This is a genomic window from Phaeobacter sp. 11ANDIMAR09 (assembly GCF_001294455.1).
GTDB lineage: Bacteria > Pseudomonadota > Alphaproteobacteria > Rhodobacterales > Rhodobacteraceae > Pseudophaeobacter.
Window position 1 is genome coordinate 174977 of sequence record NZ_LIKT01000003.1, and the last position, 25589, is coordinate 200565.

A 25589-nucleotide genomic window follows, 5' to 3' on the forward strand; every position below is an offset into this window, starting at 1 on the left:
TCCCCCCTATATGGGGCCGCAAAGGGTCGCGGGCAAGCCGTTGACTTTCAATTGCGAGCAAAGGCATTCAGGACAACATGCGAGCCATGATCCAATTCCCCGATATTTCGCCCGAGATCTTCTCGATTTCCCTGTTTGGCATGGAGTTTGCCCTGCGCTGGTACGCTTTAGCCTATATCATTGGCATCGTGATTGCCTGGCGGCTGGCCATTGCGGCGTTGAAATCGCCGTCGCTCTGGCCCGGCCAAAAGGCGCCAATGCGGCCCGAACAGGTCGAAGATCTGCTGACCTGGATCATTCTGGGGGTGATTCTGGGGGGGCGGCTTGGCTTTGTTTTGTTCTACCAACCCAGCTATTACCTGGCGCATCCCGGCGAGATTCTGCGGATTTGGCAGGGGGGCATGGCCTTTCACGGCGGCCTCCTCGGGGTCATCATCGCAGCCTGGGGCTATGCCCAGCGTCATGGAATTTCCAAACTGCAGATGGCGGATTTGGTCGCCTATACGGTGCCCGCCGGGTTGATGTTGGGACGATTGGCAAACTACATCAACGCAGAACTCTGGGGCCGCCCCACCGATCTCCCCTGGGGTGTCGCCTTTCCCGGACAGGCTGCGCAGGACTGCGGCCAGGCCTTGGGCGCGATATGCGCCCGCCACCCCTCTCAGCTCTATGAAGCAGCGATGGAAGGGCTAGTCCTGGGGCTTGTCCTGATCTGGCTGACCTGGCGCCGCCAGAGCCTGCAGCACCCAGGCCTAAACCTCGGCGTGTTTCTGGCCGGCTATGGCCTGGCGCGGTTCACCGTCGAATTTTTCCGCCAACCGGATGCACAGTTTGTGACCCCCGGCAACCCGCTCGGGCTGGCCTGGGAAATGGCAGGATATGGCCTCACTATGGGACAGATCCTGTCGCTGCCGATGATCGCATTGGGACTGTATTTCGCCCTGCGCCCGGCCAAACAGAAAGCGGCCATATGACCGTTTTGGCAGAACAACTGACCGCCCGGATCAGGACCGAAGGCCCAATCAGCCTGGCGGACTATATGGCAGAATGCCTGCTGCATCCTGAACACGGGTATTACACTGCCCAGGTCCCCTTTGGGGCCCTGGGTGATTTCATCACCGCGCCGGAGATCAGCCAGATGTTTGGCGAACTCATCGGATTGTCGCTGGCCCAATGCTGGCTGGATCAGGGGGCCCCAGCCGCCTTTACCCTTGCCGAACTGGGACCCGGGCGCGGCACCCTGATGGCGGATCTGCTGCGCGCCACCCGGAGCGTGCCCGGCTTTCATACCGCCCTGCAGCTTTACCTCGTTGAGGCCTCGGCGCAGCTGCGACAGCAACAGGAAGAAACCCTGCAGGGCTATGAGGTCACCTGGGTCGACGGCATTGATGAGCTGCCACAACAGCCGCTGTTTCTGGTGGCCAACGAGTTCTTTGACGCCCTGCCCATTCGCCAGTTTCTGCGCGACGGTGAAGGCTGGCGAGAAAAGCGCGTGGGATTGATTGACGGTGCGCTCGGGTTCGGGCTGGGGCCAGAGGCCCCGCAGCCTGCGCTGGAACATCGTCTGCTGGACACCAAACCGGATGATCTGGTGGAGATGAGCCCGGTCATGGCGCCCATTACCGCAGGCCTGGCCCAGCGCATTGCCGCTCATGGCGGCGCTGCGCTAATCATCGATTATGGCGATTGGCGCTCTCTTGGGGACACCCTTCAGGCGCTCAAATCCCATGCCCCCGTTGACCCGCTGGCAACACCGGGTGAAGCCGATCTCACGGCTCATGTGGATTTTGAAGTGCTCTGTTCTGTCGCCGCAGGGGCGGGCTGCGCCCATAGTCGCGTGACCCCCCAAGGCGTGTTCCTCGAACGCCTCGGCATCACCGATCGCGCCCGCACCCTGGCCAAGGGGCTGGAGGGAGAGGCACTGGAAGCGCTGATTGCCGCACATCGGCGGTTGACGCACCCCGAGGAAATGGGAAACCTGTTCAAAGTGCTGGGGCTCACCCCGGCCGAGGCCGCTCCACCACCAGGATTAAATGCATGACGCTGGAAATACTTACCTCCGAGCTATTGAACTCCGTGCACCACGGGTTCTTTACCCGTCGCGGCGGCGCCTCTTCGGGGATCTTTGAGGGATTGAACTGCGGTCTGGGCTCCAGCGACCAGCAAGAAGCCGTGACACTGAACCGCGCGCGTGTGGCCGAGGCGATGAATGTCCCCGCTGCGGCCCTGGTTGGGGTGCATCAGATCCATTCGCCGGATGTAGCCGTGATTACCGGCCCCACAGCAGACAGGCCCCGCGCCGATGCCATGGTGACAAAGACCCCCGGTGTGGCGCTGGGTATCCTGACAGCCGACTGCCAGCCGGTGCTTTTTGCCGACCCCAAAGCCGGAGTCATTGGCGCCGCCCATGCCGGTTGGCGCGGCGCTCTGGATGGTATTCTAGCGGCCACACTCGATGCCATGGAGGACCTGGGCGCAGATCGGCGCAACACCTATGCGGTCATTGGTCCCTCGATTTCCAAGCGCGCCTATGAAGTCGGCCCGGAATTCCATGCCGACTTCCTGCAAAAGGACCCGGACAACAGCCGCTTTTTTGCCCCCGGTCACGAGGGGCGATATCAGTTTGATCTGCCCGGGCTGGGCCTTCATCTGCTGCGGCAAGCCGGTGTGGGACGGGCCGAGTGGACAGGCCATTGCACCTATAGCGATGAAGAGCTGTTTTACTCCTATCGTCGCACGACCCATGCCGGGGAAGCCGACTACGGAAGGTTAATATCCTGCATCACCCTGTAGAGGGGAATCTGGGCAAGACTGCACCTTTTTTGCCCAGTTTCCCTCGCGCTCACCCCAGGCAAACACAAAAAGTCACAATAGTTTTAATTGAATTTCAGGCACTTGTGCCGCCAGAATTTAAACCAACACGGAAAACATCGCGATTGGGGCGTGATCTCAGAATTCCACGTCCAAGCCACATTCAGGGCGCAATGATTACCGATAAATGGGTCAACAGAGCTTGGAAAACTCAGCTCGCCCCAGGTAGGAGAGGCCCCATGAAAGCAAGAGATCGCTTTTTAAAGTCGGTAATTTCGGCTGCAAAAACAGAGACAACGCAGATGCCCTGGAGCCGTGGTGCCGTGAGAGAGGCGCATCTGATCCAGCGTCGCGCACCACAATCGCGCCAAGCGACGACGCAAGAGCTAAAGCGCGCCTAGACAAGGCCTCCTAAGGTTAAACCAAGAGGCAGCCCGGGTCGGCCGCAATCAGCCCTTTTGCGGATAGGCCCCTGACGCTGCGAGATCCGGTTTTTCCTCCGTATTTGCGGTGACCCTTTATTAGTCAATGACCGCCACAGTCTTTACGGAAACAGCCACCAGATCGCTCTTGAGCCGTTTTTTCTGGTCCGTTGAGAGATAACCAATAAGGCACAGTTGTGCAGATTAAGTCGATGCAAAACACAGATCCATCACCAGGCCAATCACTGGCCCATGCCGCTCCTTCCATCTGCCGGTTGGGGTTTGCAATTCGTGACGTGTTTGCAAGAAAGGTTTTGAGCCAATGACACTTCCTCATTCCTTGCAACAGGCCGCTGCCAGGGCCGCTGAAGCCAGCGCGTTGCTCCAGGATCCCGCCGCGCTGCGCCTGCCCAACAAGCCGCAGCTGCGCCGCTACGAGGTGAGCAGTCTGCTGCCCAATGGCAGCATTGCAGAAACCCGCCACATCGCCCCAGCCCTGCCGATTTTTGAAGATGCGTTTTGCGCGTTCACCCGTGGCTCGCTGGTGGAAACCACCATGGGCCAGATCGCGGTAGAGGACCTGTTGCCCGGTGACGAAATCGTCACCCGGGATGGTGGCAGTCAACCTTTGGTCTGGAAGGGCTCAACCAGTCTGGTGCCCTCCCGCAGCGATGCCAAGGGCCGCGCCCATCGGCTGACCAGTTTTATGCCTGACAGTCTGGGGCTGCAAAAGCCTGCTTCCTGCGTAGTGGCAGGACCTGCTGCGCGGCTGCTGCGGATGCCACCGCATATGCGAGTCGCAGCAGACTCAGAACAACTGCTGACACTGGTCGCGGAATTCCAGGATGGAATGAATATCTTTGAAACCGCTCCGCCTACCGTGGTGGATATGTTCCACCTCTGCCTGCCAGAACATGCGGTCATCAATGTCGGTGGCTTGGAGTTTGAAACCTATCACCCGGGTCCCGAAGCGTTGAAACTGGTGAGCTATGCCATCAAGACGCTTTACTTCAACCTCTTCAGCCATGTGGATTCGCTCAGCGGCTTTGGCCCATTGGCCTATACGCGCGCCGCCCCAATGACAGACAGCTCTCTACGGGACTAAGGTCGCGCCGGATCAGGATCCGCGCTTTCTGGGTGTATTGAAGGTGGTCCAACAAACCATAGCCCGCAGCGCCTTACCGCTTGCGGGCTGTTGCCTTTAGGCCTCGCGTTGAAGCCGCTCTTCCAGAACATCAAAAGGCACGCCAGGTTCATCCTTGGCCCCCCGAATGACAAGCGAGGTCTTGACGCTGGCCACATTGGGCGTGGTCAACAGATCCGCGGTCAGAAAGCTCTGAAAGGTGCTGAGATCGGGCGAGACACATTTCAGGATGAAATCCACCTCGCCGTTCAGCATATGGCATTCCCGCACCAAGGGCCAACTGCGGCACTGCTCTTCAAAGGCGGAAAGCTCGGCTTCGGCCTGGCTTTCCAACCCGACCATGGCAAAGACCTGAACTTCAAAGCCCAGTTCCCGTGCGTTGACTTCGGCATGGTAGCCGCCAATCAGACCCGCCTCTTCCAGAGCACGTACCCGACGCAGGCAGGGCGGCGCCGAAATGCCAACCCGTTTGGCCAGCTCAACATTGGTCATGCGCCCATCGGCCTGCAATTCCGACAGTATCTTGCGATCAATCGGATCGAGACGGGTTGTGACCATGGTTTAAGCTCCTGACGATTTTCGTTTCTTATAGCACTGCCGCCGGGCTGCGCAATATTATTTCACAGCTGCGAAATAATCTTTGCGGCAGGCGGATACAAGCAGCAAAATGGGCGAGATGAACAATCGCAAAAGCGTGACCAGCCGCCCGCGCTTTCCGCAGGCAAGGCAGCGCATGAGGGGTTTAAGAGGCGCGGCCCTGCCGCTATATGCAGGGACTGACGGTGGCCAAAGCCGCCATGTGCAGCCTTATTTGCAGATTTGGGGATACGAAATGAGCGACACGCGCCACACCAAGGTTCTGATCATTGGCTCCGGCCCGGCCGGTTATACAGCGGGTGTCTATGCCGCCCGCGCCATGCTGGAACCTGTTCTGGTTCAGGGCATCGAGCCCGGCGGCCAGCTGACCACCACCACCGAGGTGGAAAACTACCCCGGCTTTACCGAGGTCCAGGGCCCTGATCTGATGATCAAGATGCAGGAACATGCCTCCGCCATGGGCTGTGACATCGTCGGCGACATCATCACCTCGTTGGACATGTCCAAACGCCCCTTTACTGCCAAGGGCGACAGCGGCACCACCTATACAGCGGATGCGGTGATCCTGGCCACGGGGGCGCGCGCCAAATGGTTGGGGTTGGAGTCGGAAGAGAAATTCAAGGGCTTTGGCGTCTCGGCCTGTGCCACCTGCGACGGTTTCTTTTACCGCGGCCAGGAAATTGTGGTCATTGGCGGCGGCAACACCGCCGTGGAGGAAGCCCTGTTCCTGACCAACTTTGCCTCCAAGGTCACACTGGTTCACCGCCGCGACGAGCTGCGTTCGGAGAAAATCCTGCAGGACCGCCTGTTCAAAAACCCCAAGATCGAGCCCCTGTGGTTCCATGAGCTGGAAGAGGTCTATGGCACCGACAGCCCGCTGGGCGTCGAAGGCATCAAGGTCAAACATGTAAAAACTGGCGAGATCACCGACATCCCCTGCAAGGGCGTCTTTGTTGCCATCGGCCATGCGCCTGCCAACGAGCTGGTGAAGGACGTGTTGGACATGCACAACGGCGGCTATGTCTCGGTCAAGCCAGGGTCGACCGAGACCTCGGTCCCTGGTGTCTTTGCCGCCGGTGATCTGACTGATCACAAATACCGCCAGGCGGTTACTTCGGCCGGCATGGGCTGCATGGCCGCGCTGGATGCGGAGCGTTTTCTGGCCGAACAGGACGACTAAGCCCGGCGGCACAGGCTCCAGTTACACAATAAAATTGGTCGACCAAGGCAGATTTGGTCGACCAAGCCCAAGCTCTGTCGTCAGCCCCTATTTTTTACCGTTTGAAACGCCTTGACCTGCCCAAAGACATCCGGGCACCCTGCTCGTGTGTAACCGAAAGGGTCTTTGGCGTGACACATGTGCTCTGGCGGGGAGATTTTGTTCAGCGCAGTCGCACCGTTAGTGGTGTCTTCCTGCTCCTGTACGCATTCCTTCACTTTCTGAACATTGCCGCAGGTCTGATTTCCCCGGAGGTCATGTATCAGGTTCAGGAGTTCCGCAGGCTGCTTACCGGTCACCCGCCGGGTCAGATCCTGCTGTTTTCCGCACTCTTGGTGCATATCGGTCTGGCGCTCTGGCAGGTGGCCAGCCGTCGGACCCTCCGCATGAGCCTGGCCCAGGGCCTGCAACTGATCTTGGGGCTCGTCATTCCTCTGCAGCTGATCCAGCATCTTGTTTTCACCAGCTATGCCTCCAACATCCATGGGCTGGATGATGACATGACCTCGATCATATTGCTGATGTGGAATTCCCCCGAAGTCTGGCAGCAATATCTGTTGCTGTTGGTGGTCTGGGTGCATGGCTGTATTGGCCTGCACATGTGGCTGCGGATCACCAGCTGGTGGCGGCCGCTTCTCCCCTATATGATTGGCCTGGCGACCCTGGTGCCGACTTTGGCACTGGCAGGTCTTTTGACCGAAGGGCGCCGCATCTGGGCAATCTTTAGCCGCCCTGGAAACGCCCCCGTAATACGTGACAGTTTTAACTGGCCTGACAATACCGGCTTTGCCCGCTTGTTTGAGATCTACAACCTCAGCTTTTGGATCTTCCTGATTCTGCTGGGCAGTGCGGTGGCAACCTTTTATTTGCGCAGGATCATTCGCAAGCGGAACTCACTGCAAATCCGCTATGAAAACGGCACCCAGATCACGATTGAACACGGGCTGACTCTGCTGGAAATCTCTCAGCTCAACGGTATTCCCCATACCTCGCTCTGCGGCGGCAAGGGGCGCTGCACCACCTGTCGGATCGAAGTGACCAAGGGTCTGGAGGGCCTGCCACCGCCCAGCCCGGCAGAAGCGCGTACACTAAAGGCCATCAAGGCCCGAGAAAATGTCCGCCTGGCCTGCCAAATCCGGCCCAGCACCTCGCTCTCCATTCAACGGGTCTATCAGCCCAAGGGGCGCCGCCAGGTGCATTCGGCGCAGGGAGTCGAAAAAACCATCGCGGTGCTGTTTTTGGACATTCGCGGCTTCACCGCCCGCTCTGCTGGACTGCTGCCCTATGACATCGTCTTTCTGCTGAACAGGTTTTTTGACGCAATAGTGCCCGAAATCACTAAGGCTGGAGGCACCGTGGACAAATACATGGGAGATGGGCTGCTCGCCCTATTTGAGATGGACGAGCCGGAGCATTCGGCGCAGGCCGGGATTGCCGCTGCCTGCAATATCGGCGTGGCTCTGGCGCGGTTTAACAGGCTGCTTGCTTCCGAAGGCGAAGACCCAGTCCACATCGGCATGGGTCTGCACACTGGCACCGTGGTTCTAGGCGAAATTGGCACCACCGAGAATGCCCCCCGCACCCTGATCGGCTCAGCTGTGAATGCGGCCAGCCGCTTAGAGGCCAAGACCAAGGATCTGGGGGTTGAACTGCTGATCTCCGAATTGGTGATCCAGGCGGCAGGCCTATCGGCGCCACTGGGGATGATGCAGGATTTCACCCTGCGCGGTGTGGACCACCCGGTCCGCGCCCTGCCCGTCGCCCAGGCCGCAACGCTGGAGGGCATGCTGACACCCCAGACGGATCCCGAGGTCACCACCTTTGCACCCGCGACCTCTGGCCGAGCAACCTGACCCCCCTCCCTAAGTTTTACCCTGTTTTGGTCCAAAGTTCCGGTTTTCCCGGCCTGTGTGATACGCTGTTTCATCAGGATGGACAAACTCGGTCCAGCGGGCATCCTGTCCCGCAACTGGGGACGGTTTGCGCGGATTCTAGAAAAATTTGACTTTGCATTTGCAGCAATTTATGAGATGTGTTCACTCATGAACACATATTGAAAATCAACCATGCCTTCGCCTGAAACAAACCCAAACCCAGATGAGGAAGATCTGCTCTTCCGCCTCCTGCGCCAGTTCGATCTGGAGCCGGAAGCCTCGCAGCGCGCTACCGCTGCTGCGCTGGGGATCTCTTTGGGCGGGCTCAACACTCAACTGCGCGCAGCCGCCGAGGCCGGTCTGATCACAATTAGCGACCGCCCCGGCCCGGATAAACGGCAACGCTATGCCTACACATTGACCCGCCGGGGCGCTTCAGAAAAGCGCCGCCTCGCCGATCAATTCCTTTCCCGCAAGCTCGCTGAGTACAACGCGCTCCATGCGGAACTCACTGGTACAGCAAGCGGCCTGCCACACATTAAACACAGGACTCATCCAATGCAGAACAATCTGGCCCCCATCCCCGAGCTCTACGTCTCTTATGACTCCGCTCAAAAACTGAAAGTCGAGGCCGGCGAGCTGAAAAGCCACGACCTGACACCGCGCCAGATTTGCGATCTGGAACTCTTGATGAACGGCGGCTTCAACCCGCTGAAAGGCTTCCTGTCCAAGGAAGACTATGATGGCGTTGTTGAAAACATGCGCCTTGCGGATGGTTCCCTCTGGCCTATGCCAATCACTCTGGATGTCTCCGAAGACTTTGCCGCCAGCCTGGAAGCCGGTGAGGACATCGCCCTGCGTGATCAGGAAGGCGTAATCCTGGCCACCATGACCGTCACCGATAACTGGGTGCCCAACAAATCGCGTGAAGCCGAAAAAGTCTTTGGCGCCGACGATGATGCCCACCCCGCAGTCAACTATCTGCACAACCAAGCCGGCAAGGTCTACCTCGGCGGCCCGGTAACCGGCATCCAGCAGCCTGTGCACTATGATTTCCGCGCCCGCCGCGACACTCCAAACGAAATGCGCGCCTATTTCCGCAAGCTGGGCTGGCGCAAAGTTGTGGCCTTCCAGACCCGCAACCCCCTGCACCGCGCCCATCAGGAGCTGACCTTCCGCGCCGCGCGGGAAGCCCAGGCCAACCTGCTGATTCACCCCGTTGTTGGCATGACCAAACCCGGCGATGTTGACCACTTTACCCGCGTCCGTTGCTACGAGGCGGTTTTGGACAAATACCCTGCCTCCACCACCTCGATGAGCCTCTTGAACCTGGCAATGCGTATGGCCGGCCCCCGCGAGGCCGTCTGGCATGGTTTGATCCGCAAAAACCACGGCTGCACCCATTTCATCGTTGGCCGCGACCACGCAGGCCCCGGCAAAAACTCTGCCGGTGAAGACTTCTATGGCCCCTATGATGCCCAAGACCTGTTCCGCACCCATGAGGAAGAAATGGGTATCGAAATGGTCGACTTCAAACATATGGTTTGGGTCTCGGAACGCGCCCAATATGAAGCTATCGACGAGATCGAAGACAAGGATGATGTCACCATCCTCAACATTTCGGGCACCGAGCTGCGCCGCCGCCTGGCCGAAGGTCTGGAAATCCCTGAGTGGTTCTCTTTCCCCGAAGTTGTCGCCGAGCTGCGCAAAACCAAGCCACCACGCTCCAAGCAGGGCTTCACCGTCTTCTTCACAGGTTTCTCGGGCTCCGGCAAATCCACCATTGCCAATGCTTTGATGGTCAAGCTGATGGAAATGGGCGGCCGCCCCGTGACCCTGCTGGATGGTGACATCGTGCGTAAAAACCTTAGCTCCGAACTGGGGTTCTCAAAAGAGCACCGCGATCTCAACATTCGCCGTATCGGCTATGTGGCCTCGGAAATCACCAAAAACGGTGGCATCGCCATCTGCGCGCCCATTGCGCCCTATGCCACCACCCGTCGCGCCGTGCGTGAAGATGTGGAGCAATTTGGTGCCTTTGTCGAAATCCATGTTGCCACCTCGATCGAAGAATGCGAGCGCCGCGACCGTAAGGGTCTGTACAAGCTGGCCCGCGAAGGCAAGATCAAGGAATTCACCGGGATCTCTGACCCCTATGACGTGCCTGCCAGCCCCGAGCTGAGCGTTGAGACCGAAAATGTTGAGGTCGACAACTGCGCGCATCAGGTTCTGCTCAAGCTGGAAAACATGGGTCTGATCGCAGGTTGATCTGAACGCGAGACAGCAGCCCCGTCACAAATTCAGGCCCGCCCTTTTCCAAGGGGCGGGCCTTTTCATGTGCTGGCCTTGGCACCGCTTGACCACTTGCCTCAGTGCCTCAGCTTCGCAGAGCTTTCGGGCAAAACGGCAGACAATTAGACAAAGGCAGAGCGGGTCAGAGACTGTCGCGAAGAGTTCGCGCCGCGCGCAAAGACAGATCGCCATAGTGCACAGCTGCCTGTTTCAGCTCTCGGAGCGCTGGCAGGCGACGCGCATAGTCCTCAGGGCCGATCTGCTTTAGGGCCGCCTCAAGCTCCTGCTGATCGTGACACTGTATGATGCCCTCACCTGCAAAGAAGTCCGCGATATTGGGACACCCCCAATACAGCGGCACGGTTTCACATAGAATCGCATCGATCAGTTTTTCGGAAAAGTAATTCGGCTCCTGCACGTTTTCGATCACCACCGAATAGCGATAGGGGGCCAGGCCGTCCGATTTTTTGTCAAAAGGCTGGTAGCCCCGGCCAAGGATCTCTGCCTCTGGCCTCTGCGCCTGCAGATGGGCGACAATTTGATGGCGCAGCTTGTGCCCCGGATGATCCTTTTTGGCCGAGGCAATCAGGGAAAGTTCTTTGGTTTTAGTGATTTGCAGCCGCTCCCACTCCGGCACCCAGGTGGTGCCATAGGGCAGCATCAGGCCATTGGGCAGGTGCGCCAAAAGCTGTGGATCATAGGTAAAAACCCGGAAAAACCTCCGCGCGCTGAGCCTGAGAATGTGATGATGATCCGCCGACATGATCTTGGGCTCGGCCACGATCATCGACAGATGCGCCGGGCAGCTACCATGCGACTGAATATGCATCGCCCGTTTGGCAAAGACGATCAAATGATCCTCGGCCGCCATATCCCTGACCCGCTTTCCAAGCAGGCGTTCCGGGCATCCCAAAGGCCATTCCATCTCTGACAGCGGCCGTTCAGCCAGGGCTTTGCCCAGTTTGCCGCCATAGGGCAGGATTGCAATTGCAGGCTCTGTCATGGCTGCGGGCTCAGAGGGCGTCATTGGCACAGGATTCCGTTTTTGGTTGGGGTCTGAGATCAGCTTTGATCCGGCAGGTCAACTGAGCCGCGCATCAAAACAAAGCCCTGTCCCGCAACCTTGATGCCCTGGATATTGTCACAGGGACCAATCCGACTGACCTGCGCCATGCCCGGCCGGCCCATGCCATGCCCCTGCTCGGCGGTAAATCTGTCCTTTGGCATGAGGCCGTGCCGCCACAAATAGGCCGCCATGGCCCCGGTGGCTGAACCGGTAAAGGGATCTTCGGGTGGGCTGGGCGGTGCCATCAAAAGCCGGGAGTAGGTATCCCCCATCTCTGTGGCCCCCTGCAGGGTCACCAAAAAGGGCTCCATCATGTCAACGCCATCAGCGCCCAACGATTCCCCCAGGGTCGCCAAAGCCGACAGATCCAGCCGTGCTCGAGCCAAGTCCGCCTGGTGCTTTAGCACCGTGATGCAAAAGGGCAAGCCGGTGGAAACCCTTTGCGGTATCCCCTGGATGGCCTCGACGGGTAATGAAATCGCGGCCGCGACCAGAGCGGGATCCGCCGCAGGGCCAAATTCTGGTGCGATCTGGGTCATTTCGATGCGCTCACCTGCAACCGTGACCGGAACGATCCCCGCCCCGGTCTCCAAGCGGATCTCTCCGTCACCGATCAGCCCGCGATCCCGCAGCGCGGCAACTGTTGCAATGGTGGGATGGCCGGCAAAGGGAATCTCGCGACTGGCCAGGAAATAGCGCACCCGAATATCTGCCAGCTCCGAAGGACCGGTGAAGGTACATTCGACCAGGGAGGTCTCGCGGACATAGGCCGTACAGGTCTCGACGGGAAGATGCGCGCCCTCATGGACCACGGCGCAGCCATTGCCGCCAAAGGCCCTGTCTGAGAAGGCGTCGACCCAGTCAAAATCAAATCTGCTCATCCACCCTGCCCTCAGAAATTATTTGCAGGAAGTCTAACCAAGTTTGATCACCGGGTGAACCACCTGCACATCATAGGTCAGGCGCCCCTATGCTCTCTATTGACCATCAAGAGTGCGCATAGGGAAGCGGAGTCAATGCACGGCAACCGGAGAGAAATCATTTTGCCGTGCCAGAACAAAGGCCAGCTTGCGGTCTGCCACCAGGGCGAGCTGCTCGCCCTCGGCATCATGCACCGCATAAAGATGGTCGCGTCCCTGGGCGCTGGCCTGCATATCCTCTGGCAAGTCCTCAACAGCAATCGTTTTGACGTAAACGATGCGTGGGCCGGAATTGCCAAAGCTCGGCGTATCAACTGGAGTGTGCATCTCTTTCAACCCTTTCTGATATTGATTGTCTGAACCACGGTTTCAGGACGCGACCGAGTGAGGTCAACGTGCAACAATCCGTTTTCCATCACTGCCTCGCCAACCTCGACACCATCAGCCAGCACAAACATGCGCTGGAATTGGCGCGCAGCGATTCCTCGGTGCAGAAAAACCCGCCCCTCACTGTCATCGCCCTGCCGTCCCCGGATCACCAACTGGCGATCCTCGATCGTGATGGCAAGATCCGCCTCTGCGAACCCTGCAACAGCGAGGGTGATCCGATAGGAAAAGTCGGAGGTTTGTTCAATATTATAAGGCGGATAGCCCTCGTTGCCGGATTTGGCCGAGCGTTCAAGAAGGCGTTCTAGCTGTTCGAACCCGAGCATATGCGGGTAAGAGCCCAGAGTGAGTTTCGTCACGTGTTTCGTCCTTTTACTGCAAAGCGACGTTGATCAGCAGTCCCGTTGCGGCAACTGCCTGTTTAGAATATGGGAACTTTCCTCGAATTCTCAAGACTATGGCTGCTAGGTCTAGCGGAAAAGCCGTTAAAGAAGTATCTTGAACCCGACCCGCAGCCTTTCATATTTTGAGTCGCCCATGAATGCATCTGTCGATATTTCCATGAAAACCGATGAGGTTCTCAAAGTGGAACTGGAAGTGTTTCGCAGACAGCACCGGGATCTGGATGAAGCCATCATCGCCCTGCAGGAACGCGGCACCAGCGATCAGCTCACCATCCGGCGGTTGAAAAAGCAGAAACTGGGACTGAAAGACAAGATCGCCCAGATCGAAGACCGGCTGACCCCAGACATTATCGCCTGAGCGGCACCGCAGTCGGGCCTGCACCTTTCAGCACCCAAACCGCTCTCCTGCGCAGCGTCAGAGATGGCGGGCGCCCTTTGCGTGCCTTTGGGTCTGGCAGATGACCGCTACTGGCATCCTGGCCGGGCGAGTACCGCGACCACGATCTCGTAGCATTGTCGCATTGCGCCACTGGCAAGTTTGACTATAGTGCGCGTCTCCTTCCACCCCAGCAGCCCTCCCCTGCGGAGACTGCGGCATGACAGGACAAATCACATGCCAAACACCCCCAGCGACATCAAAGTCGGCATCATCATGGGCAGCCAGTCCGACTGGCCAACACTGAAAGAGGCCGCCACGCTCCTGGATGAGCTCGGCGTTCCCTATGAAGCCAAGATTGTCTCGGCGCACCGCACCCCCGACCGCTTGTGGTCATACGGAAAATCGGCAGCAGAGCGCGGATTGCAGGTGATTATCGCAGGGGCGGGTGGAGCCGCGCATCTGCCCGGCATGGTGGCCTCCAAAACCCGGGTGCCTGTTGTGGGGGTTCCGGTTCAGACCCGGGCGCTTTCGGGGGTCGACTCGCTCTATTCCATTGTGCAGATGCCCAAGGGCTTCCCGGTCGCGACCATGGCCATCGGCGCCGCCGGTGCGGCCAATGCCGGGCTGATGGCCGCTGGCATTTTGGCCCTGCAGGACGCGGCCCTGGCCAAACGTCTGGACGCCTGGCGCGCGGCGCTCTCGGCCTCGATCCCTGAGGAGCCCGTCGATGACTGAAGCCCTGAAAACCGGCGCCACAATTGGGATCCTCGGCGGCGGCCAGCTGGGCCGCATGCTCTCCGTTGCGGCCTCCCGTCTGGGCTTCAAGACCCATATCTTTGAACCCGGCGCCACCCCTCCAGCGGGCCAGGTCGCTGATCAAGTGACCACCGCAGGCTATGAGGACAGCGCGGCCCTGCTTGCCTTTGCCAATTCTGTCGATGTGATCACCTATGAGTTCGAAAACATCCCCACGGCGGCCCTGGACATCATCGAAGCCCATGGCCCCATTCGCCCGGGCCGCGAAGCCCTGCGCATCAGTCAGGACCGGTTGACAGAAAAGAACTTCCTGCAAAGCCTTGGTCTGCAAATCGCGCCATTTGCCGATATCACCGATGCCGCCAGCCTAGAGGCCGCTTTGGCAGAGATCGGCACTCCGGCAATCCTGAAAACCCGGCGCTTTGGCTATGATGGTAAGGGCCAGGCACGGATCATGGCGGCGGATCAGGCTGAAGAGGCCCTGACCGCAATGGCAGGCGCCCCTTCGGTTCTGGAGGGTTTTGTGACCTTCAGCCATGAAGTGTCAGTGATTGCCGCCCGCGGCACAACCGGTGAAGTCGCCTGTTATGATCCCGGTGAAAACGTCCACCGTGACGGCATCCTGCACACCACCACCGTGCCTGCGCGCCTCAGCGCCAGCCAACGCATGGACGCAGTGCTCTTGGCTGCCAAGATCCTGAACGCGCTGGACTATGTTGGCGTTCTGGGAGTCGAGCTTTTTGTCACCCCACAGGGGCTGGTGGTCAATGAAATCGCGCCACGCGTGCATAATTCTGGCCATTGGACCCAGAACGGCTGCGCGGTTGACCAGTTCGAACAACACATTCGTGCAGTTGCCGGCTGGCCTTTGGGCGACGGCCAGCGCCATTCAGATGTGGTCATGGAAAACCTTATCGGCGATGACATGGACCGCCTGCCCGAGCTGGCGAAAGAGCGCGACTGTGCCCTGCATCTATACGGCAAGGCCGAAGCCAAGCCGGGCCGCAAGATGGCCCATGTGAACCGAATTACACGGCCCCAAAAGTAACTCTGGCAGCCCACTCTATCAATCTTCAAGCGCGCGCATTCAAATGAGAGCGCGCGCTTTGGGCGGCAAGTTATACGGTTTAATCAGAACCTTCCCACGTTCCCTGAGATATTCGGCACTCGCGCCACAAATAGTAGACGATGCACCAGCAAGCGCACTAAACGTGGTTCCCATAGAAACCACATCCAAAGTTGTCTCAAACCAATAGCGCAAAGCAGTTGTATCCACCCAAGTTGCGGGCTCTCGTCCGACCCTGAGGTAAAGAAAGTACTGCCCAGAATCGGCTTTCGTTTTCAGCACATATCCTTGTGAAAAAAGCGCCGCGAGAATGGAAATCCCCCAGCAAAGGACCGCAGAGATGGCTATACATCCTATTGCTATCCTCAAAGCTGTCTTCATGCCTCACCCCATGAACCGAGTCGCAATTTCACCAGACATATAGCTCACCCGTCCGCCTGACAGGGTCGCAGCCACCCGTTCGCTCGCCTGATCCAGGATCACCATGTCGGCGCGCTTGCCGGGAGTAAAATCGCCGCGATCGTCCAACCCCAACAGCCGCGCCGGACCCGACGAGACCAGACCCCAGGCCGTTGACAGATCCAATACCCCCGAACGGGCCAGCATCAGGGCAGCCCGGCGTGGGCTGGGGTAGTGGTAATCTGAGGCCAGCGCATCACACAGCCCCATGGCAATCAAATCCAGCGCCGAGGCATTGCCTTTGTGCGAGCCGCCGCGCACCACATTTGGAGCCCCCAGAATGATGTAGTCTCCCCCCGCGCGCGCGGCCTCTGCAGCTTCCTGAGTTTCGGGAAACTCGCTGATCTCAGCCCCGCGCGCACGCCAAATGGCGCGATCGTGGGCGGTTTGATCATCATGACTGCCAATCCGCAGCCCCTTGGCCCGTAGCTGCTGGCACAAGATCTCCAGCGCTGCGGGCACCTCAGAGCTGCGGCGATGCATCTCCAAAAGCATCTCAAAATGCCGATCCGGGTTGCGTCCGGCCTTCAGCGCCTGGCCGATCAGACGCGGCGGCTTTTTGCCCTGGGCCAGACGGTCATGCGGCAGGTGATCGTTGAAGACGATATAGGACAGCCCCCAGTCCGCAATCCTCTGTGGCAGCTCGGCATAGTGCTCCAGCATATGCGTTTCAAATCTGAGCTGAGGCAAGAGATCCGTGACCAAATCCCCCCGCACCTCGGCCACCGCGTCAAAAACCTGGCCTGCGTAATCCGGGGCGCGCAGCCCCCCTTCCCAGCTGTAAAACTGCGCCAATACCGCTGTGGTCATGCCATTTGCGGCAAGCTCTGCCTCGGTGGCAACGACCCCCTCACCCATCTGCTTCATTGCGCCCCGCCGCGGCGCCAGATGGCGTTCAAACCCGTCGCCATGGGGGTCAATAATTCCCGGCACAATGAGATAGCCCGAAAGATCCACAGCCCGCCCCTGTGGCTGCGCCAAGACAGCCCCAGCCCCAAAGGCAATCTCGCCGTTCCGGCGCAGCCCCTCTGGAGTCAGCACATCCCCCCCCTGGAGGGTCAATTCAAGCGAAGTCATTGGCGCATAGGCTCCTGCTGCTTTTCTATCGTCAAACCATAGCCGCAATCCGCACCGATACAGCTGCCAGCGATGGCATTATTTAACGCATCCATCCAGGTGATGCTCTGATCGAACCTGCCCTCTTTGAGAAAGGCGACAACCTGGGCAATAACCAAGGGATCATTCATCATAAATGTATGGGTCACCGGCAGCACCAGGTGATCCTGCATCCCGTCAAGGCGGGTGCTCTCAACCGAGACCTTCCCGTCATCCACACCGGGGATGAGCGCCGAAAACACCGGGCTGATGGATTGGCTTCCAGCAATGATGCCCAGCGGGAAATCCGCAGGTGGCAACTGTCTGGGCAGGCTCTGCGGCCCGGTTCCCAGGCTTTGCCCCGCAGGGCCGTTGATCATACCAAAGATTGCCCAATCGCCCAGCTCGTCCACCAGCTCACTGCCCCTATTGGGCGGCCCCAACATGACCGTGCGTCCCAGCTGCGCCGGGCGATGCGCCGCTTCCTTCAGATAGTGGCGCAGCAGGATCCCTCCCATAGAATGGGTGACAAAATGGATCGTCCCCTTGCCCTGGCAGGCGGCAACAGCTGCGGGCAAAACCTGATCGGCCAGCTGGGTTACGGGAAATTCGGTCGACTCATAGCCCGGCCGCAGCACCTCATAGCCCTGCTTTCGCAGGACCTGCTCCATCACCACAAAGGAGGTCTCAGAACGCGCCAGCCCATGCAACAGCACAACACAATCGGCTGCGGCGAAACTGGGGAGCAGCCCCCAAGCCACAAAAGCAAAAAATCTGGTCAGGTTTCTCATCCCCTTCAGATAGAATTTGCAGTGCCGCGAGAAAACCCCCTTTAGCTGCGATTTGGCGCCCAGATCACCAGCGCAATGCCGGCCAATACGCCCGAGCCCCCCAGCACCAGCCGGAGCCCGACAGGCTCGGCCAGAAAAACCACCCCACCAAGGACGGCCAGAACCGGCACGCTCAGTTGAATGGTCGCCGCCACTGTGGGCTGAAGGCGAGGCAGAACCTGATACCACAGCGCATAGCCCAACCCCGAGGTCACCGCACCAGAAAGCACCGCCAAAGAGATCCCCGGCCATGTCACCAGCCCGCCGCCCTGCAAGACCCAGACAAAGGGCAGCATCATCCCGGAGGCACAGAGAAAGTTCACCGCGCTGGCCCCCAGCGGATCGCGCACACCGCGCCCGATCAGACTATAGGCCGCCCAGCCCAGCCCGCTCACGGCCATCAAAGCCGCATCCCCAGGTGAGACCTGCAGGCTCTCGTGCGGCCAGATTACATAGGCCAACCCGGCAAAGGCCACCCCGGCGCCCAGTATCTGGCCAAGACTGGGGGGCGTGCCTGTCGCGGCACCCCAGCCAAACATCGCAATTTGCACAACCCCAAACAGGATCAAGGCCCCAAGCCCAGCATCAAGCCCTTGGTATGCCAGGCAAAAACCTATCATATAGAGTGTCAGCGCCGCGCCACCTTTTAGGCTGTCACCCCAAGGCTGACGTAAAGAGCCCCGGCGCAACAGGCTCAGGGCAACCAACATGGCAGCCCCTGAAATCAGCCGCAAAAGGCCAAAGCCCAGTGCATCCATATATCCCCAGCTGATGGCCATTCGGCCCAAAACCGAATTTCCTGCAAAAGCAATCAAGACAAGAACCACAAAAAGGAGAAGCTGCATCATCAGGCCTCGATTGGGCCGAGGCTATCGGCGCAGAAAAGAGCGTTTCCCGTCGCTATCGCATGTGCAGCCACAGAGCAACCACCAGCCAAGAGGGCTAATCCATTGGAGCAGGGGACAGCCATCACAATTTCGAGAAAGCAGCAGGAAAGATCAGCTCTGCCTCTGGCACATCATCGCCATGTCGCAGGATCAGCGTGCATTCCAGCGGATAAGGGCTTTGCAATTTCTGCGCCCGTTCCAGGCTAAAGCCATAGCGGCTGTAGAACGACGGCTGTCCCAGAACTACAATTGTCTTGGGGACATTGGCAGGCAATCGCTCAAGCGGGATTTCATACATGGCTGCCAGTTCCTGCAGCATCCTGGTGCCAAAGCGCCAAGGGCTGCGATACATTTCGTCCTTTGAGCCACCGACGTCCATATTGGGATTTCGCTCGGCCAACCGACCGCCCTGCCACTCAGGCTGCACCGCCATTGGCGCAAGACAAGCCCAACCTTCGGGTGCCTGCATCCGGCTCAAAGCGTAGTAACCACCGATTCTCCCCTCCCAGGGTTTTTGAATTTCAACCAGCATATCGCCATCGGCGCGCAGCTGCCGCACCAGACGCGCTTCCGCATCCATTGGGAAGGCCGCGCACAACAGCGCCTCAACCTCATCGAACTGTGCATCTTTGATATCCGTCGAATAGTCCGGTCCAACCACCATCTCACGCCCTCCCCATCACCTTTCCCAAAAATATTCCCGCCGGAGGCAGGCGCGCAAAGCGGGCCACTCTTCTCTAACAACAAAAAGGGGCCGCCCAAAGGCGACCCCAAATTCATCCGGTAGGATGGCTGATGCTTACATCATGCCGCCCATGCCGCCCATGCCGCCCATGTCGGGCATGCCGCCGCCGGCTGCGCCGCCGTCTTTCGAAGGCTTGTCTGCAACCATGGCTTCGGTGGTGATCAGCAGGCCTGCAATCGAGGCCGCATCTTCCAGCGCGGTACGTGCCACTTTGGCAGGGTCGATCACACCAAAGGCAAACATGTCACCATATTCTTCGGTCTGAGCGTTGAAGCCAAAGCTGGTGTCGTCGCTTTCGCGCACTTTGCCAGCAACAACCGCACCGTCAACACCGGCGTTCTCAGCGATCTGACGCAGAGGCGCTTCGATGGCTTTGCGCACGATGACGATACCAGCGTTCTGGTCAGCATTGGCACCTTCCAGAGTGGCCAGGGCTTTACCAGCCTGAACCAGAGCAACACCACCACCAACGATGACGCCTTCCTGTACGGCCGCGCGGGTCGCGTTCAGTGCATCGTCAACGCGGTCTTTGCGCTCTTTCACTTCAACTTCGGTCATGCCGCCAACGCGGATAACAGCAACACCGCCGGCCAGTTTGGCAACGCGCTCTTGCAGTTTTTCACGGTCGTAGTCGGACGTGGTTTCTTCGATCTGAGCGCGGATCTGGCCAACGCGGGCTTCGATCTCGGCCTTGGAACCCGCACCGTCAACGATGGTGGTTTCGTCTTTGGTGATTTCGACCTTCTTGGCGGTGCCCAGCATGTCCATGGTGACGGACTCGAGCTTCATGCCCAGATCTTCGGAGATCACCTGGCCACCGGTCAGGATCGCGATGTCCTGCAGCATGGCTTTGCGGCGATCGCCGAAACCAGGGGCTTTAACAGCAGCAATTTTCAGACCGCCACGCAGTTTGTTCACAACCAGAGTTGCCAGGGCTTCGCCTTCAACATCTTCAGCAATGATCAGCAGTGGCTTCTGCGACTGGATCACCTGCTCCAGCAGTGGAACCATGGACTGCAGCGAGGACAGTTTCTTTTCGTGCAGCAGGATCATGCAGTCTTCGAGATCTGCGATCATCTTGTCAGCATTAGTCACGAAATAGGGGCTCAGGTAGCCGCGGTCGAACTGCATGCCTTCAACAACATCGGTCTCTGTTTCCAGGCCTTTGTTTTCTTCGACGGTGATAACACCCTCGTTGCCGACTTTCTGCATCGCGTCTGCAATCTGCTGGCCAATTGCTTCTTCGCCGTTGGCGGAGATGGTGCCAACCTGTGCAACTTCTGCAGAGTCTTTTACGTCACGGGCAGAGGCTTTGATGCCTTCAACGACTTTGGCAGTTGCCAGGTCGATGCCGCGCTTCAGATCCATTGGGTTCAGGCCAGCAGCAACCTGCTTCAGACCTTCTTTGACAATCGCCTGAGCCAGAACGGTGGCAGTGGTGGTGCCGTCGCCTGCTTCGTCGTTGGTGCGGGAAGCAACTTCCTTCACCATCTGGGCGCCCATGTTTTCGAACTTGTCTTCCAGCTCGATCTCTTTGGCAACGGAAACACCATCTTTGGTGATGCGCGGTGCGCCAAAAGATTTGTCCAGAACCACGTTACGGCCTTTGGGGCCCAGGGTCACTTTAACCGCGTCAGCCAGTACGTTTACGCCGGCGAGCATACGGTTGCGGGCATCGGTGTCGAATTTGACGTCCTTAGCAGCCATGTTTTATTCTCCTCGAGAAAATCTGTGTTTTTTAGCGATATTTGGAATCAGAGAAGCCAGTTGGGAAATCCCGGTGGCTTACTCGATGATGCCCATGATGTCGCTTTCTTTCATCATCAGCAGCTCTTCGCCGTCGACGGTGACTTCGGTGCCGGACCATTTGCCGAACAGGATGGTGTCGCCAGCTTTAACAGCCATTGCGATCAGCTCACCGTTGTCCTTGCGTGCGCCTTCGCCGGTTGCGACGACCTGGCCTTCGCTGGGCTTTTCTTTGGCGGATTCAGGAATGATCAGACCGCCAGCAGTTTTTTCTTCGCTTTCGGTACGACGAACCAGCACGCGATCGTGGAGTGGTTTCAATGCCATCTTTGCAGCTCCTTATAAGGCTCAAAGGTTGTTATCTCTGTCTCCCCCTGCTCCCCGCAGAGGGCGTTATCACTCACACCTGATGAGTGCTAACGGACGAATAGCTAGGCAGCACTCGCGCGTGAGTCAACCAAAATGGGAAAGAAAATTTTAGCAATTGGACGAATAAAGGGCGTGCCGGGCCTTCAGCCCCTCACTCCAGCCCTTCGTTGGCAGCCTGCCCGGCCTTTGGCTCCCAGCTATAGGCCCAATGTTTCAGCCCGTCACTGCCTGCCTCGGTCAGTTGGTAAATGCCTTTTTCGACCCGCTCGAACCAGCCATAGTGATTTGAGGCCATCAGCGTGGTGGCGCGGCCAACCCCGGTGGCCTTGGCGACCTCTGACCCTTTGGTGGCGCCCGCTTCGGCCAGATGAGCGGCGCAGCGCAGCGCATCCTGGCGATAAGCGGTGACGATACCATGACGTGTGGCGCCACCTGCATTGGGGTCACCTTGTAGTTTTTCAAACTCACGCAACAGTCTTTGCTGGCGCTTTTTGGATTTGCGCGGCGCATAGGGGCCAGGGTCGCACTGCACCTCGCAACGCCCATCTGGCAGCACGGTAATCAGCCCGAGAGCTAACCTCCGGCACAGGGCCAGGTTTTCCTTGAGCATCCGTTTGGCCTGCCGCCCCTTGGGCCGTGGCACCGCAATATACACAAGGTCCGTGACCGATTGGCGAGCGATAGCCTGATGAAACAGCGACAGCGAAAAGCGCAGCTTCAACTCAACAATGACCGGATCCTCATCGCCGCGCCGTGCCATCACATCGGCGGCCCCGATCTCGCCCTTGACCTCATAGCCCTGGGCCTGCAGCAAAGCCTTCACCGGCGGATATAACTGATCTTCGCGGTCCATTTTGGATGCTTGGCAGGTTGCATAGGGCTTTTCAAGCAGAAGGCCTGCGAAAGAGCCGCAACGCTCCTCGCCCTGCAGGAGAGGTAACGCCTTGCATTTGTCCAGTGCAGCCCCCTAGCCTTGCCCATCGAATCTTATGAGGCCAAGCCTATGATCCGCCTGTTTTCATTTCTGTTTGTGGCCTTGCTCAGCGCCCATGCAGCCAGTGCGGCCTGTCGCGGATTTGACATGCGCGATCATCTGCCGCCAAGCGAGGCCGCCTGGCTGGATCGGCAAATGGCGGCCACGCCCTATTCCACGGGCAACCATTGGATTGCCCGCAAGGACGGCCAGAGCCTGCATATCATTGGCACCATGCATAGTGGCGACAGCCGTCTGGCCCGGGTCATGCGCCGCCTGCGCCCGGTCATTGCCAAGGCCGATGCGGTATATTTCGAAGTCACCCGAACGGAAATGGACAAGGTCCAGGGCCAAATCAAGGTAAACCCTGAGCTCTTTTTACTGCCTCCGGGGCGCAGCCTGCAGCAGCTCATGACCCCGCAGGGCTGGAAACAGTTTGAACGCTTTGCCACCAGGTCAAATGTCAACATGAATCTCATCCAACACATGCAACCCTGGGCCGTACATTTCTTTTTGGTTCCCGGCGGCTGTCGCCCAATTGGTTTTGGGTTGCGGCGCGGGCTGGACGAACGGATCGAACGCTTTGCCATACGCAAAGGCATCCCCACCGGTGGGCTGGAGACAGCGGCCACCGGTTTTAAAGCCCTGGGCCGCACCCCACTGCGGGATCAGGTCCGTATCCTCGAGAACGAAGTGGCCCTGGTGCTGTCAGATGCACCGGAGAGTGCAACAGCCGTCGAGGCCTATTTTGATGAAAGCGTCTGGCAGTCTTTCCTTCTGAAGCCGCGCCTCGCCAGCCAATTTATCAATGTTTCTTCTCGCGAGCTCACCCGGTTGGATCAGGTGTTTCACAGCAACATTCTGGGATGGCGCAACAAAGGCTGGATGAAAACTATTCAGCGGATCAAAGAACAACGTGCTGTGATCGCCGTTGGGGCCGCCCATCTTCCTGGCAAGGAGGGGATACTGAACTTGCTGAAACAGCAGGGCTATGCGCTTGAGCCCGCCACCTTTCAATAGCCCGGCCCTGCGCCCACCGCCCACCCCATAGATTTTGTCGGAGAGATCATGCGTCTTATTGTTTCTATTCTGTTTTTGCTGCTGCCCCTCTGGGCACAGGCAGCCTGCACTGGCACTGATCTACGCGCCGGGCTGACGCCCAAAGATCACAACTGGATCGAGGCCAGGATCGCCCATACCCCCTTTGTCGAAGGCAATCATTGGATCGCCCAACGCGGGAGCCGCAAGATCCATGTGATCGGAACCATGCACTTTAATGATCCGCGCATGGATGCAGTCTTTGCGCGCCTGAGCCCGGTGCTCGACGATGCCGAGCATCTCTTGCTGGAAATCACCCCTGACGACGAAATAGCGTTGCAAAAACGCCTTGGCGCTTCGCCCGAGCTGATGTTCATCACCGAAGGCCCCACCTTGATTGACCGGCTGCCTGCCGAGGACTGGGCCGCGCTTTCAACCCTGGCCCAGGAACATGGGCTGCCCGCCTGGATGGCTGCCAAAATGCGCCCCTGGTTTCTGGGGCTATCCATGTCGGCGCCACCCTGCCTGAAATCCACCCAATCCAAGGAGCTGGGCCTGGACAAACGCTTGCAAAACGCCGCTACAGCGACAGAAACGCCCATGTCTTCGCTGGAGGATTCGATGACCATCATCCAGGCGCTGAACGCCGATCCACTGGAGGAACAGATCCGCCAGATGCGGCTCACGCTCAGCCTGGCCGGACAGGGGACGGATGAATATGTCACCCTGACTCACAGCTATTTTGAGGAACAGTCTTGGCAATACCTTGCCCAGATCGAACGCCGTTTCTACCAAAGCGAGGCCTTTGCCCCGGAAGAGGCCAAACGGCTCTGGGCGCATTCCATGGACCTGGTGCTGGTGCGCCGCAACCGGGCCTGGATCCCGGTGATCGAGGGCACCCCCGGCGACAGGCTGGTGCTGGCCGTAGGCGCCCTGCATCTGCCCGGGGAAACCGGCGTGCTCAACCTGTTGCAGCAACAGGGATATAGGCTGACACGCGCCGCATTTTGACCGCCAGGACCCGGGCCTCACGCTCCCCAGCCAGGATCGCCCTGCAGCAACCACATTGCCGCATTGCAGCTCTGGTGGGGTGACAAGTGATTTCTCCCTGCTATAAGGCGCGCAAACTCCCGTTTTGTTCATAGGATAGCATCATGACCGTCCAAGTTTTTGGCCATAAATCTCCCGACACCGATTCGACCGGCTCCCCGATCATCTGGGCCTGGTACCTGAACGAGATCAAAGGTGTCGCTGCCGAAGCCAAACTGCTGGGTGAGCCCAATACCGAAGCCGCTTTCATGCTGCAGCGCTGGAACCTGGACAAGCCGGAAATCATCGCTGATGTGGTGGACGATCAGGCGGTTGTCATTGTTGACACCAACAACCCTGCCGAGCTGCCCGCCAATATCAATGGCGCCGATGTTCAGGCCATCATCGACCACCACAAACTGGTTGGCGGGTTGGAAACCAAAGGCCCCATCGACATCACCATCCGCTCCCTCGCCTGCACCGCCACCATCATGAATGATCTGATCGGTGACGACATGGCCAAGATGCCTGAGGCCGTCAAAGGCGCTGCCCTGACCTGCATCCTGTCCGACACGCTCGAGTTCCGCTCGCCCACCACCACCGATCACGACCGCGCCGTCGCTGAAAAGCTGGCCGCGGAACTGGGCATCGATATCGCCGCCTATGCTGCTGATATGTTCGCTGCCAAATCCGACGTCTCGTCCTTCTCTGACGCAGAGCTGCTGCGTATGGATAGTAAGGAATACGCGGTTGAGGGCACCAAGTTCCGCGTCTCGGTTCTGGAAACCACCGCGCCTGGCGTGGTTTTGGACCGCAAGGCCAGCCTGATGGAAACCATGACCACCGTTGCCAGCGAAGATGGCGTTGATCAGGTGCTGCTGTTTGTCGTCGACATCCTGAACGAAGAGGCCACCCTGCTGGTGCCCAACGACCTGGTCAAAACCGTCGCTGAAAAGAGCTTTGACGCCAGTGTCGAAGGTGACGCTGTTGTCCTGCCCGGCATCATGAGCCGCAAAAAGCAAATCATTCCCAACCTCAAGGTCTGATCCGCAGCGTGCTGAGCTTCCTCAGTAACAGCTTG

27 protein-coding genes are annotated in these 25589 nt (G+C 58.8%); 14 read left to right on the forward strand and 13 right to left on the reverse strand.

Annotated elements, in window-relative coordinates; genetic code table 11:
• Nucleotides 1-77: 77 nt before the first annotated feature.
• The 5 genes from lgt to AN476_RS03800 all read left to right on the forward strand — a co-directional run bounded on the left by lgt (nucleotide 78) and on the right by AN476_RS03800 (nucleotide 4338).
• Nucleotides 78-974 (forward strand): prolipoprotein diacylglyceryl transferase, encoded by an 897-nt coding sequence (lgt, locus tag AN476_RS03785; protein WP_054459637.1) that lies wholly within the window; start codon nucleotides 78-80, stop codon nucleotides 972-974.
• Entirely contained in the window at nucleotides 971-2041 is a 1071-nt protein-coding gene (locus tag AN476_RS03790; protein ID WP_054459638.1) for a class I SAM-dependent methyltransferase, read from the forward strand. The genes lgt and AN476_RS03790 overlap by 4 nt, the downstream gene beginning before the upstream one ends.
• Nucleotides 2038-2793: a peptidoglycan editing factor PgeF gene (gene pgeF / locus AN476_RS03795; protein WP_054459639.1), complete on the forward strand. Its 756-nt coding sequence runs from the start codon at nucleotides 2038-2040 to the stop codon at nucleotides 2791-2793. Before AN476_RS03790 ends, pgeF begins: the two co-directional genes overlap by 4 nt.
• Before the next feature lie 257 nt (nucleotides 2794-3050).
• Nucleotides 3051-3212: a hypothetical protein gene (locus tag AN476_RS22795; RefSeq protein ID WP_157063670.1), complete on the forward strand. Its 162-nt coding sequence runs from the start codon at nucleotides 3051-3053 to the stop codon at nucleotides 3210-3212.
• A gap of 343 nt (nucleotides 3213-3555) precedes the next feature.
• Complete coding sequence (locus tag AN476_RS03800; protein ID WP_054459640.1) at nucleotides 3556-4338, forward strand: Hint domain-containing protein; 783 nt, start codon at nucleotides 3556-3558, stop codon at nucleotides 4336-4338.
• Nucleotides 4339-4434: 96 nt separating this feature from the next.
• Here AN476_RS03800 and AN476_RS03805 read toward each other — a convergent pair whose 3' ends face one another.
• The gene (locus AN476_RS03805) at nucleotides 4435-4935 is read right to left on the reverse strand and encodes an Lrp/AsnC family transcriptional regulator (protein ID WP_054459641.1); all 501 of its coding nucleotides are present in this window, start codon (nucleotides 4933-4935) and stop codon (nucleotides 4435-4437) included.
• A gap of 274 nt (nucleotides 4936-5209) precedes the next feature.
• Here AN476_RS03805 and trxB point away from each other — a divergent pair, with 274 nt between their 5' ends.
• The 3 genes from trxB to AN476_RS03820 all read left to right on the forward strand — a co-directional run bounded on the left by trxB (nucleotide 5210) and on the right by AN476_RS03820 (nucleotide 10335).
• A complete protein-coding gene (gene trxB / locus AN476_RS03810) occupies nucleotides 5210-6154 on the forward strand; it encodes a thioredoxin-disulfide reductase (RefSeq protein WP_054459728.1) in 945 nt (314 codons plus the stop codon).
• A 170-nt stretch (nucleotides 6155-6324) separates the two neighbouring features.
• Complete coding sequence (locus tag AN476_RS03815) at nucleotides 6325-8046, forward strand: adenylate/guanylate cyclase domain-containing protein (protein ID WP_054459729.1); 1722 nt, start codon at nucleotides 6325-6327, stop codon at nucleotides 8044-8046.
• A 213-nt stretch (nucleotides 8047-8259) separates the two neighbouring features.
• Entirely contained in the window at nucleotides 8260-10335 is a 2076-nt protein-coding gene (locus AN476_RS03820; RefSeq protein ID WP_054459642.1) for a bifunctional sulfate adenylyltransferase/adenylylsulfate kinase, read from the forward strand.
• Between the two features lie 166 nt (nucleotides 10336-10501).
• On the opposite strand, the gene AN476_RS03825 is transcribed toward AN476_RS03820, so the two are convergent.
• The 4 genes from AN476_RS03825 to AN476_RS03840 form a co-directional block, all read right to left on the reverse strand.
• Entirely contained in the window at nucleotides 10502-11362 is an 861-nt protein-coding gene (locus AN476_RS03825) for a glycosyltransferase family 10 domain-containing protein (RefSeq protein ID WP_054459730.1), read from the reverse strand.
• Between the two features lie 59 nt (nucleotides 11363-11421).
• Nucleotides 11422-12306, reverse strand: a complete 885-nt coding sequence (locus AN476_RS03830) for a PhzF family phenazine biosynthesis protein (protein WP_054459643.1) — start codon at nucleotides 12304-12306, stop codon at nucleotides 11422-11424.
• A 132-nt stretch (nucleotides 12307-12438) separates the two neighbouring features.
• Nucleotides 12439-12672 carry a DUF1150 family protein gene (locus AN476_RS03835; RefSeq protein WP_054459731.1) on the reverse strand — a complete coding sequence of 78 codons (234 nt, stop codon included), beginning with the start codon at nucleotides 12670-12672 and terminating at the stop codon, nucleotides 12439-12441.
• A 5-nt stretch (nucleotides 12673-12677) separates the two neighbouring features.
• Entirely contained in the window at nucleotides 12678-13091 is a 414-nt protein-coding gene (locus AN476_RS03840) for an Hsp20 family protein (protein ID WP_172684789.1), read from the reverse strand.
• Nucleotides 13092-13269: 178 nt separating this feature from the next.
• Here AN476_RS03840 and AN476_RS03845 point away from each other — a divergent pair, with 178 nt between their 5' ends.
• The 3 genes from AN476_RS03845 to AN476_RS03855 all read left to right on the forward strand — a co-directional run bounded on the left by AN476_RS03845 (nucleotide 13270) and on the right by AN476_RS03855 (nucleotide 15319).
• Nucleotides 13270-13494: a YdcH family protein gene (locus AN476_RS03845; protein ID WP_054459644.1), complete on the forward strand. Its 225-nt coding sequence runs from the start codon at nucleotides 13270-13272 to the stop codon at nucleotides 13492-13494.
• A 255-nt stretch (nucleotides 13495-13749) separates the two neighbouring features.
• The gene (gene purE, locus AN476_RS03850) at nucleotides 13750-14250 is read left to right on the forward strand and encodes a 5-(carboxyamino)imidazole ribonucleotide mutase (RefSeq protein WP_054459645.1); all 501 of its coding nucleotides are present in this window, start codon (nucleotides 13750-13752) and stop codon (nucleotides 14248-14250) included.
• On the forward strand, nucleotides 14243-15319 hold the full coding sequence (locus AN476_RS03855) for a 5-(carboxyamino)imidazole ribonucleotide synthase (RefSeq protein ID WP_054459646.1): 1077 nt from the start codon (nucleotides 14243-14245) through the stop codon (nucleotides 15317-15319). Before purE ends, AN476_RS03855 begins: the two co-directional genes overlap by 8 nt.
• 39 nt (nucleotides 15320-15358) lie before the next feature.
• Here AN476_RS03855 and AN476_RS03860 read toward each other — a convergent pair whose 3' ends face one another.
• From AN476_RS03860 to AN476_RS03895, 8 genes are all read right to left on the reverse strand, one after another.
• Nucleotides 15359-15718: a hypothetical protein gene (locus AN476_RS03860; RefSeq protein ID WP_054459647.1), complete on the reverse strand. Its 360-nt coding sequence runs from the start codon at nucleotides 15716-15718 to the stop codon at nucleotides 15359-15361.
• A gap of 3 nt (nucleotides 15719-15721) precedes the next feature.
• The gene (locus tag AN476_RS03865) at nucleotides 15722-16873 is read right to left on the reverse strand and encodes an alpha-D-ribose 1-methylphosphonate 5-triphosphate diphosphatase (RefSeq protein WP_054459648.1); all 1152 of its coding nucleotides are present in this window, start codon (nucleotides 16871-16873) and stop codon (nucleotides 15722-15724) included.
• A complete protein-coding gene (locus tag AN476_RS03870; RefSeq protein WP_054459649.1) occupies nucleotides 16870-17682 on the reverse strand; it encodes an alpha/beta fold hydrolase in 813 nt (270 codons plus the stop codon). Before AN476_RS03870 ends, AN476_RS03865 begins: the two co-directional genes overlap by 4 nt.
• Before the next feature lie 41 nt (nucleotides 17683-17723).
• Nucleotides 17724-18566 carry a DMT family transporter gene (locus AN476_RS03875; protein WP_054459733.1) on the reverse strand — a complete coding sequence of 281 codons (843 nt, stop codon included), beginning with the start codon at nucleotides 18564-18566 and terminating at the stop codon, nucleotides 17724-17726.
• Nucleotides 18567-18690: 124 nt separating this feature from the next.
• On the reverse strand, nucleotides 18691-19272 hold the full coding sequence (locus tag AN476_RS03880; protein ID WP_054459650.1) for a GNAT family N-acetyltransferase: 582 nt from the start codon (nucleotides 19270-19272) through the stop codon (nucleotides 18691-18693).
• A gap of 135 nt (nucleotides 19273-19407) precedes the next feature.
• On the reverse strand, nucleotides 19408-21060 hold the full coding sequence (groL, locus tag AN476_RS03885; RefSeq protein WP_054459651.1) for a chaperonin GroEL: 1653 nt from the start codon (nucleotides 21058-21060) through the stop codon (nucleotides 19408-19410).
• Between the two features lie 78 nt (nucleotides 21061-21138).
• Nucleotides 21139-21426: a co-chaperone GroES gene (gene groES / locus AN476_RS03890; protein ID WP_054459652.1), complete on the reverse strand. Its 288-nt coding sequence runs from the start codon at nucleotides 21424-21426 to the stop codon at nucleotides 21139-21141.
• 193 nt (nucleotides 21427-21619) lie between these two features.
• A complete protein-coding gene (locus AN476_RS03895) occupies nucleotides 21620-22321 on the reverse strand; it encodes a DUF2161 domain-containing phosphodiesterase (protein ID WP_054459653.1) in 702 nt (233 codons plus the stop codon).
• Nucleotides 22322-22471: 150 nt separating this feature from the next.
• Here AN476_RS03895 and AN476_RS03900 point away from each other — a divergent pair, with 150 nt between their 5' ends.
• From AN476_RS03900 to AN476_RS03910, 3 genes are all read left to right on the forward strand, one after another.
• Nucleotides 22472-23461, forward strand: coding sequence for a TraB/GumN family protein (locus tag AN476_RS03900; RefSeq protein WP_054459654.1), 990 nt, complete (start codon nucleotides 22472-22474; stop codon nucleotides 23459-23461).
• A gap of 48 nt (nucleotides 23462-23509) precedes the next feature.
• The gene (locus AN476_RS03905) at nucleotides 23510-24490 is read left to right on the forward strand and encodes a TraB/GumN family protein (RefSeq protein ID WP_054459655.1); all 981 of its coding nucleotides are present in this window, start codon (nucleotides 23510-23512) and stop codon (nucleotides 24488-24490) included.
• A 143-nt stretch (nucleotides 24491-24633) separates the two neighbouring features.
• Complete coding sequence (locus tag AN476_RS03910) at nucleotides 24634-25554, forward strand: manganese-dependent inorganic pyrophosphatase (RefSeq protein WP_054459656.1); 921 nt, start codon at nucleotides 24634-24636, stop codon at nucleotides 25552-25554.
• Nucleotides 25555-25589: the final 35 nt, after the last annotated feature.

Excerpts from the sequence above, each read along its gene's own strand:
- trxB (WP_054459728.1), top strand. The coding sequence starts at position 5,210 with ATGAGCGACACGCGCCACACCAAGGTTCTGATCATTGGCTCCGGCCCG.
- AN476_RS03895 (WP_054459653.1), bottom strand. The coding sequence starts at position 22,321 with ATGGACCGCGAAGATCAGTTATATCCGCCGGTGAAGGCTTTGCTGCAG.
- AN476_RS03845 (WP_054459644.1), top strand. The coding sequence starts at position 13,270 with ATGAATGCATCTGTCGATATTTCCATGAAAACCGATGAGGTTCTCAAA.
- AN476_RS03880 (WP_054459650.1), bottom strand. The coding sequence starts at position 19,272 with ATGGTGGTTGGACCGGACTATTCGACGGATATCAAAGATGCACAGTTC.
- AN476_RS03900 (WP_054459654.1), top strand. The coding sequence starts at position 22,472 with ATGATCCGCCTGTTTTCATTTCTGTTTGTGGCCTTGCTCAGCGCCCAT.
- AN476_RS03870 (WP_054459649.1), bottom strand. The coding sequence starts at position 17,682 with ATGAGAAACCTGACCAGATTTTTTGCTTTTGTGGCTTGGGGGCTGCTC.
- AN476_RS03875 (WP_054459733.1), bottom strand. The coding sequence starts at position 18,566 with ATGCAGCTTCTCCTTTTTGTGGTTCTTGTCTTGATTGCTTTTGCAGGA.
- AN476_RS03910 (WP_054459656.1), top strand. The coding sequence starts at position 24,634 with ATGACCGTCCAAGTTTTTGGCCATAAATCTCCCGACACCGATTCGACC.
- AN476_RS03825 (WP_054459730.1), bottom strand. The coding sequence starts at position 11,362 with ATGACAGAGCCTGCAATTGCAATCCTGCCCTATGGCGGCAAACTGGGC.
- AN476_RS03800 (WP_054459640.1), top strand. The coding sequence starts at position 3,556 with ATGACACTTCCTCATTCCTTGCAACAGGCCGCTGCCAGGGCCGCTGAA.
- AN476_RS03835 (WP_054459731.1), bottom strand. The coding sequence starts at position 12,672 with ATGCACACTCCAGTTGATACGCCGAGCTTTGGCAATTCCGGCCCACGC.
- pgeF (WP_054459639.1), top strand. The coding sequence starts at position 2,038 with ATGACGCTGGAAATACTTACCTCCGAGCTATTGAACTCCGTGCACCAC.
- AN476_RS03805 (WP_054459641.1), bottom strand. The coding sequence starts at position 4,935 with ATGGTCACAACCCGTCTCGATCCGATTGATCGCAAGATACTGTCGGAA.
- AN476_RS03790 (WP_054459638.1), top strand. The coding sequence starts at position 971 with ATGACCGTTTTGGCAGAACAACTGACCGCCCGGATCAGGACCGAAGGC.
- groES (WP_054459652.1), bottom strand. The coding sequence starts at position 21,426 with ATGGCATTGAAACCACTCCACGATCGCGTGCTGGTTCGTCGTACCGAA.
- AN476_RS22795 (WP_157063670.1), top strand. The coding sequence starts at position 3,051 with ATGAAAGCAAGAGATCGCTTTTTAAAGTCGGTAATTTCGGCTGCAAAA.
- AN476_RS03830 (WP_054459643.1), bottom strand. The coding sequence starts at position 12,306 with ATGAGCAGATTTGATTTTGACTGGGTCGACGCCTTCTCAGACAGGGCC.
- lgt (WP_054459637.1), top strand. The coding sequence starts at position 78 with ATGCGAGCCATGATCCAATTCCCCGATATTTCGCCCGAGATCTTCTCG.
- AN476_RS03855 (WP_054459646.1), top strand. The coding sequence starts at position 14,243 with ATGACTGAAGCCCTGAAAACCGGCGCCACAATTGGGATCCTCGGCGGC.
- AN476_RS03820 (WP_054459642.1), top strand. The coding sequence starts at position 8,260 with ATGCCTTCGCCTGAAACAAACCCAAACCCAGATGAGGAAGATCTGCTC.
- AN476_RS03905 (WP_054459655.1), top strand. The coding sequence starts at position 23,510 with ATGCGTCTTATTGTTTCTATTCTGTTTTTGCTGCTGCCCCTCTGGGCA.
- AN476_RS03865 (WP_054459648.1), bottom strand. The coding sequence starts at position 16,873 with ATGACTTCGCTTGAATTGACCCTCCAGGGGGGGGATGTGCTGACTCCA.
- groL (WP_054459651.1), bottom strand. The coding sequence starts at position 21,060 with ATGGCTGCTAAGGACGTCAAATTCGACACCGATGCCCGCAACCGTATG.
- AN476_RS03860 (WP_054459647.1), bottom strand. The coding sequence starts at position 15,718 with ATGAAGACAGCTTTGAGGATAGCAATAGGATGTATAGCCATCTCTGCG.
- purE (WP_054459645.1), top strand. The coding sequence starts at position 13,750 with ATGCCAAACACCCCCAGCGACATCAAAGTCGGCATCATCATGGGCAGC.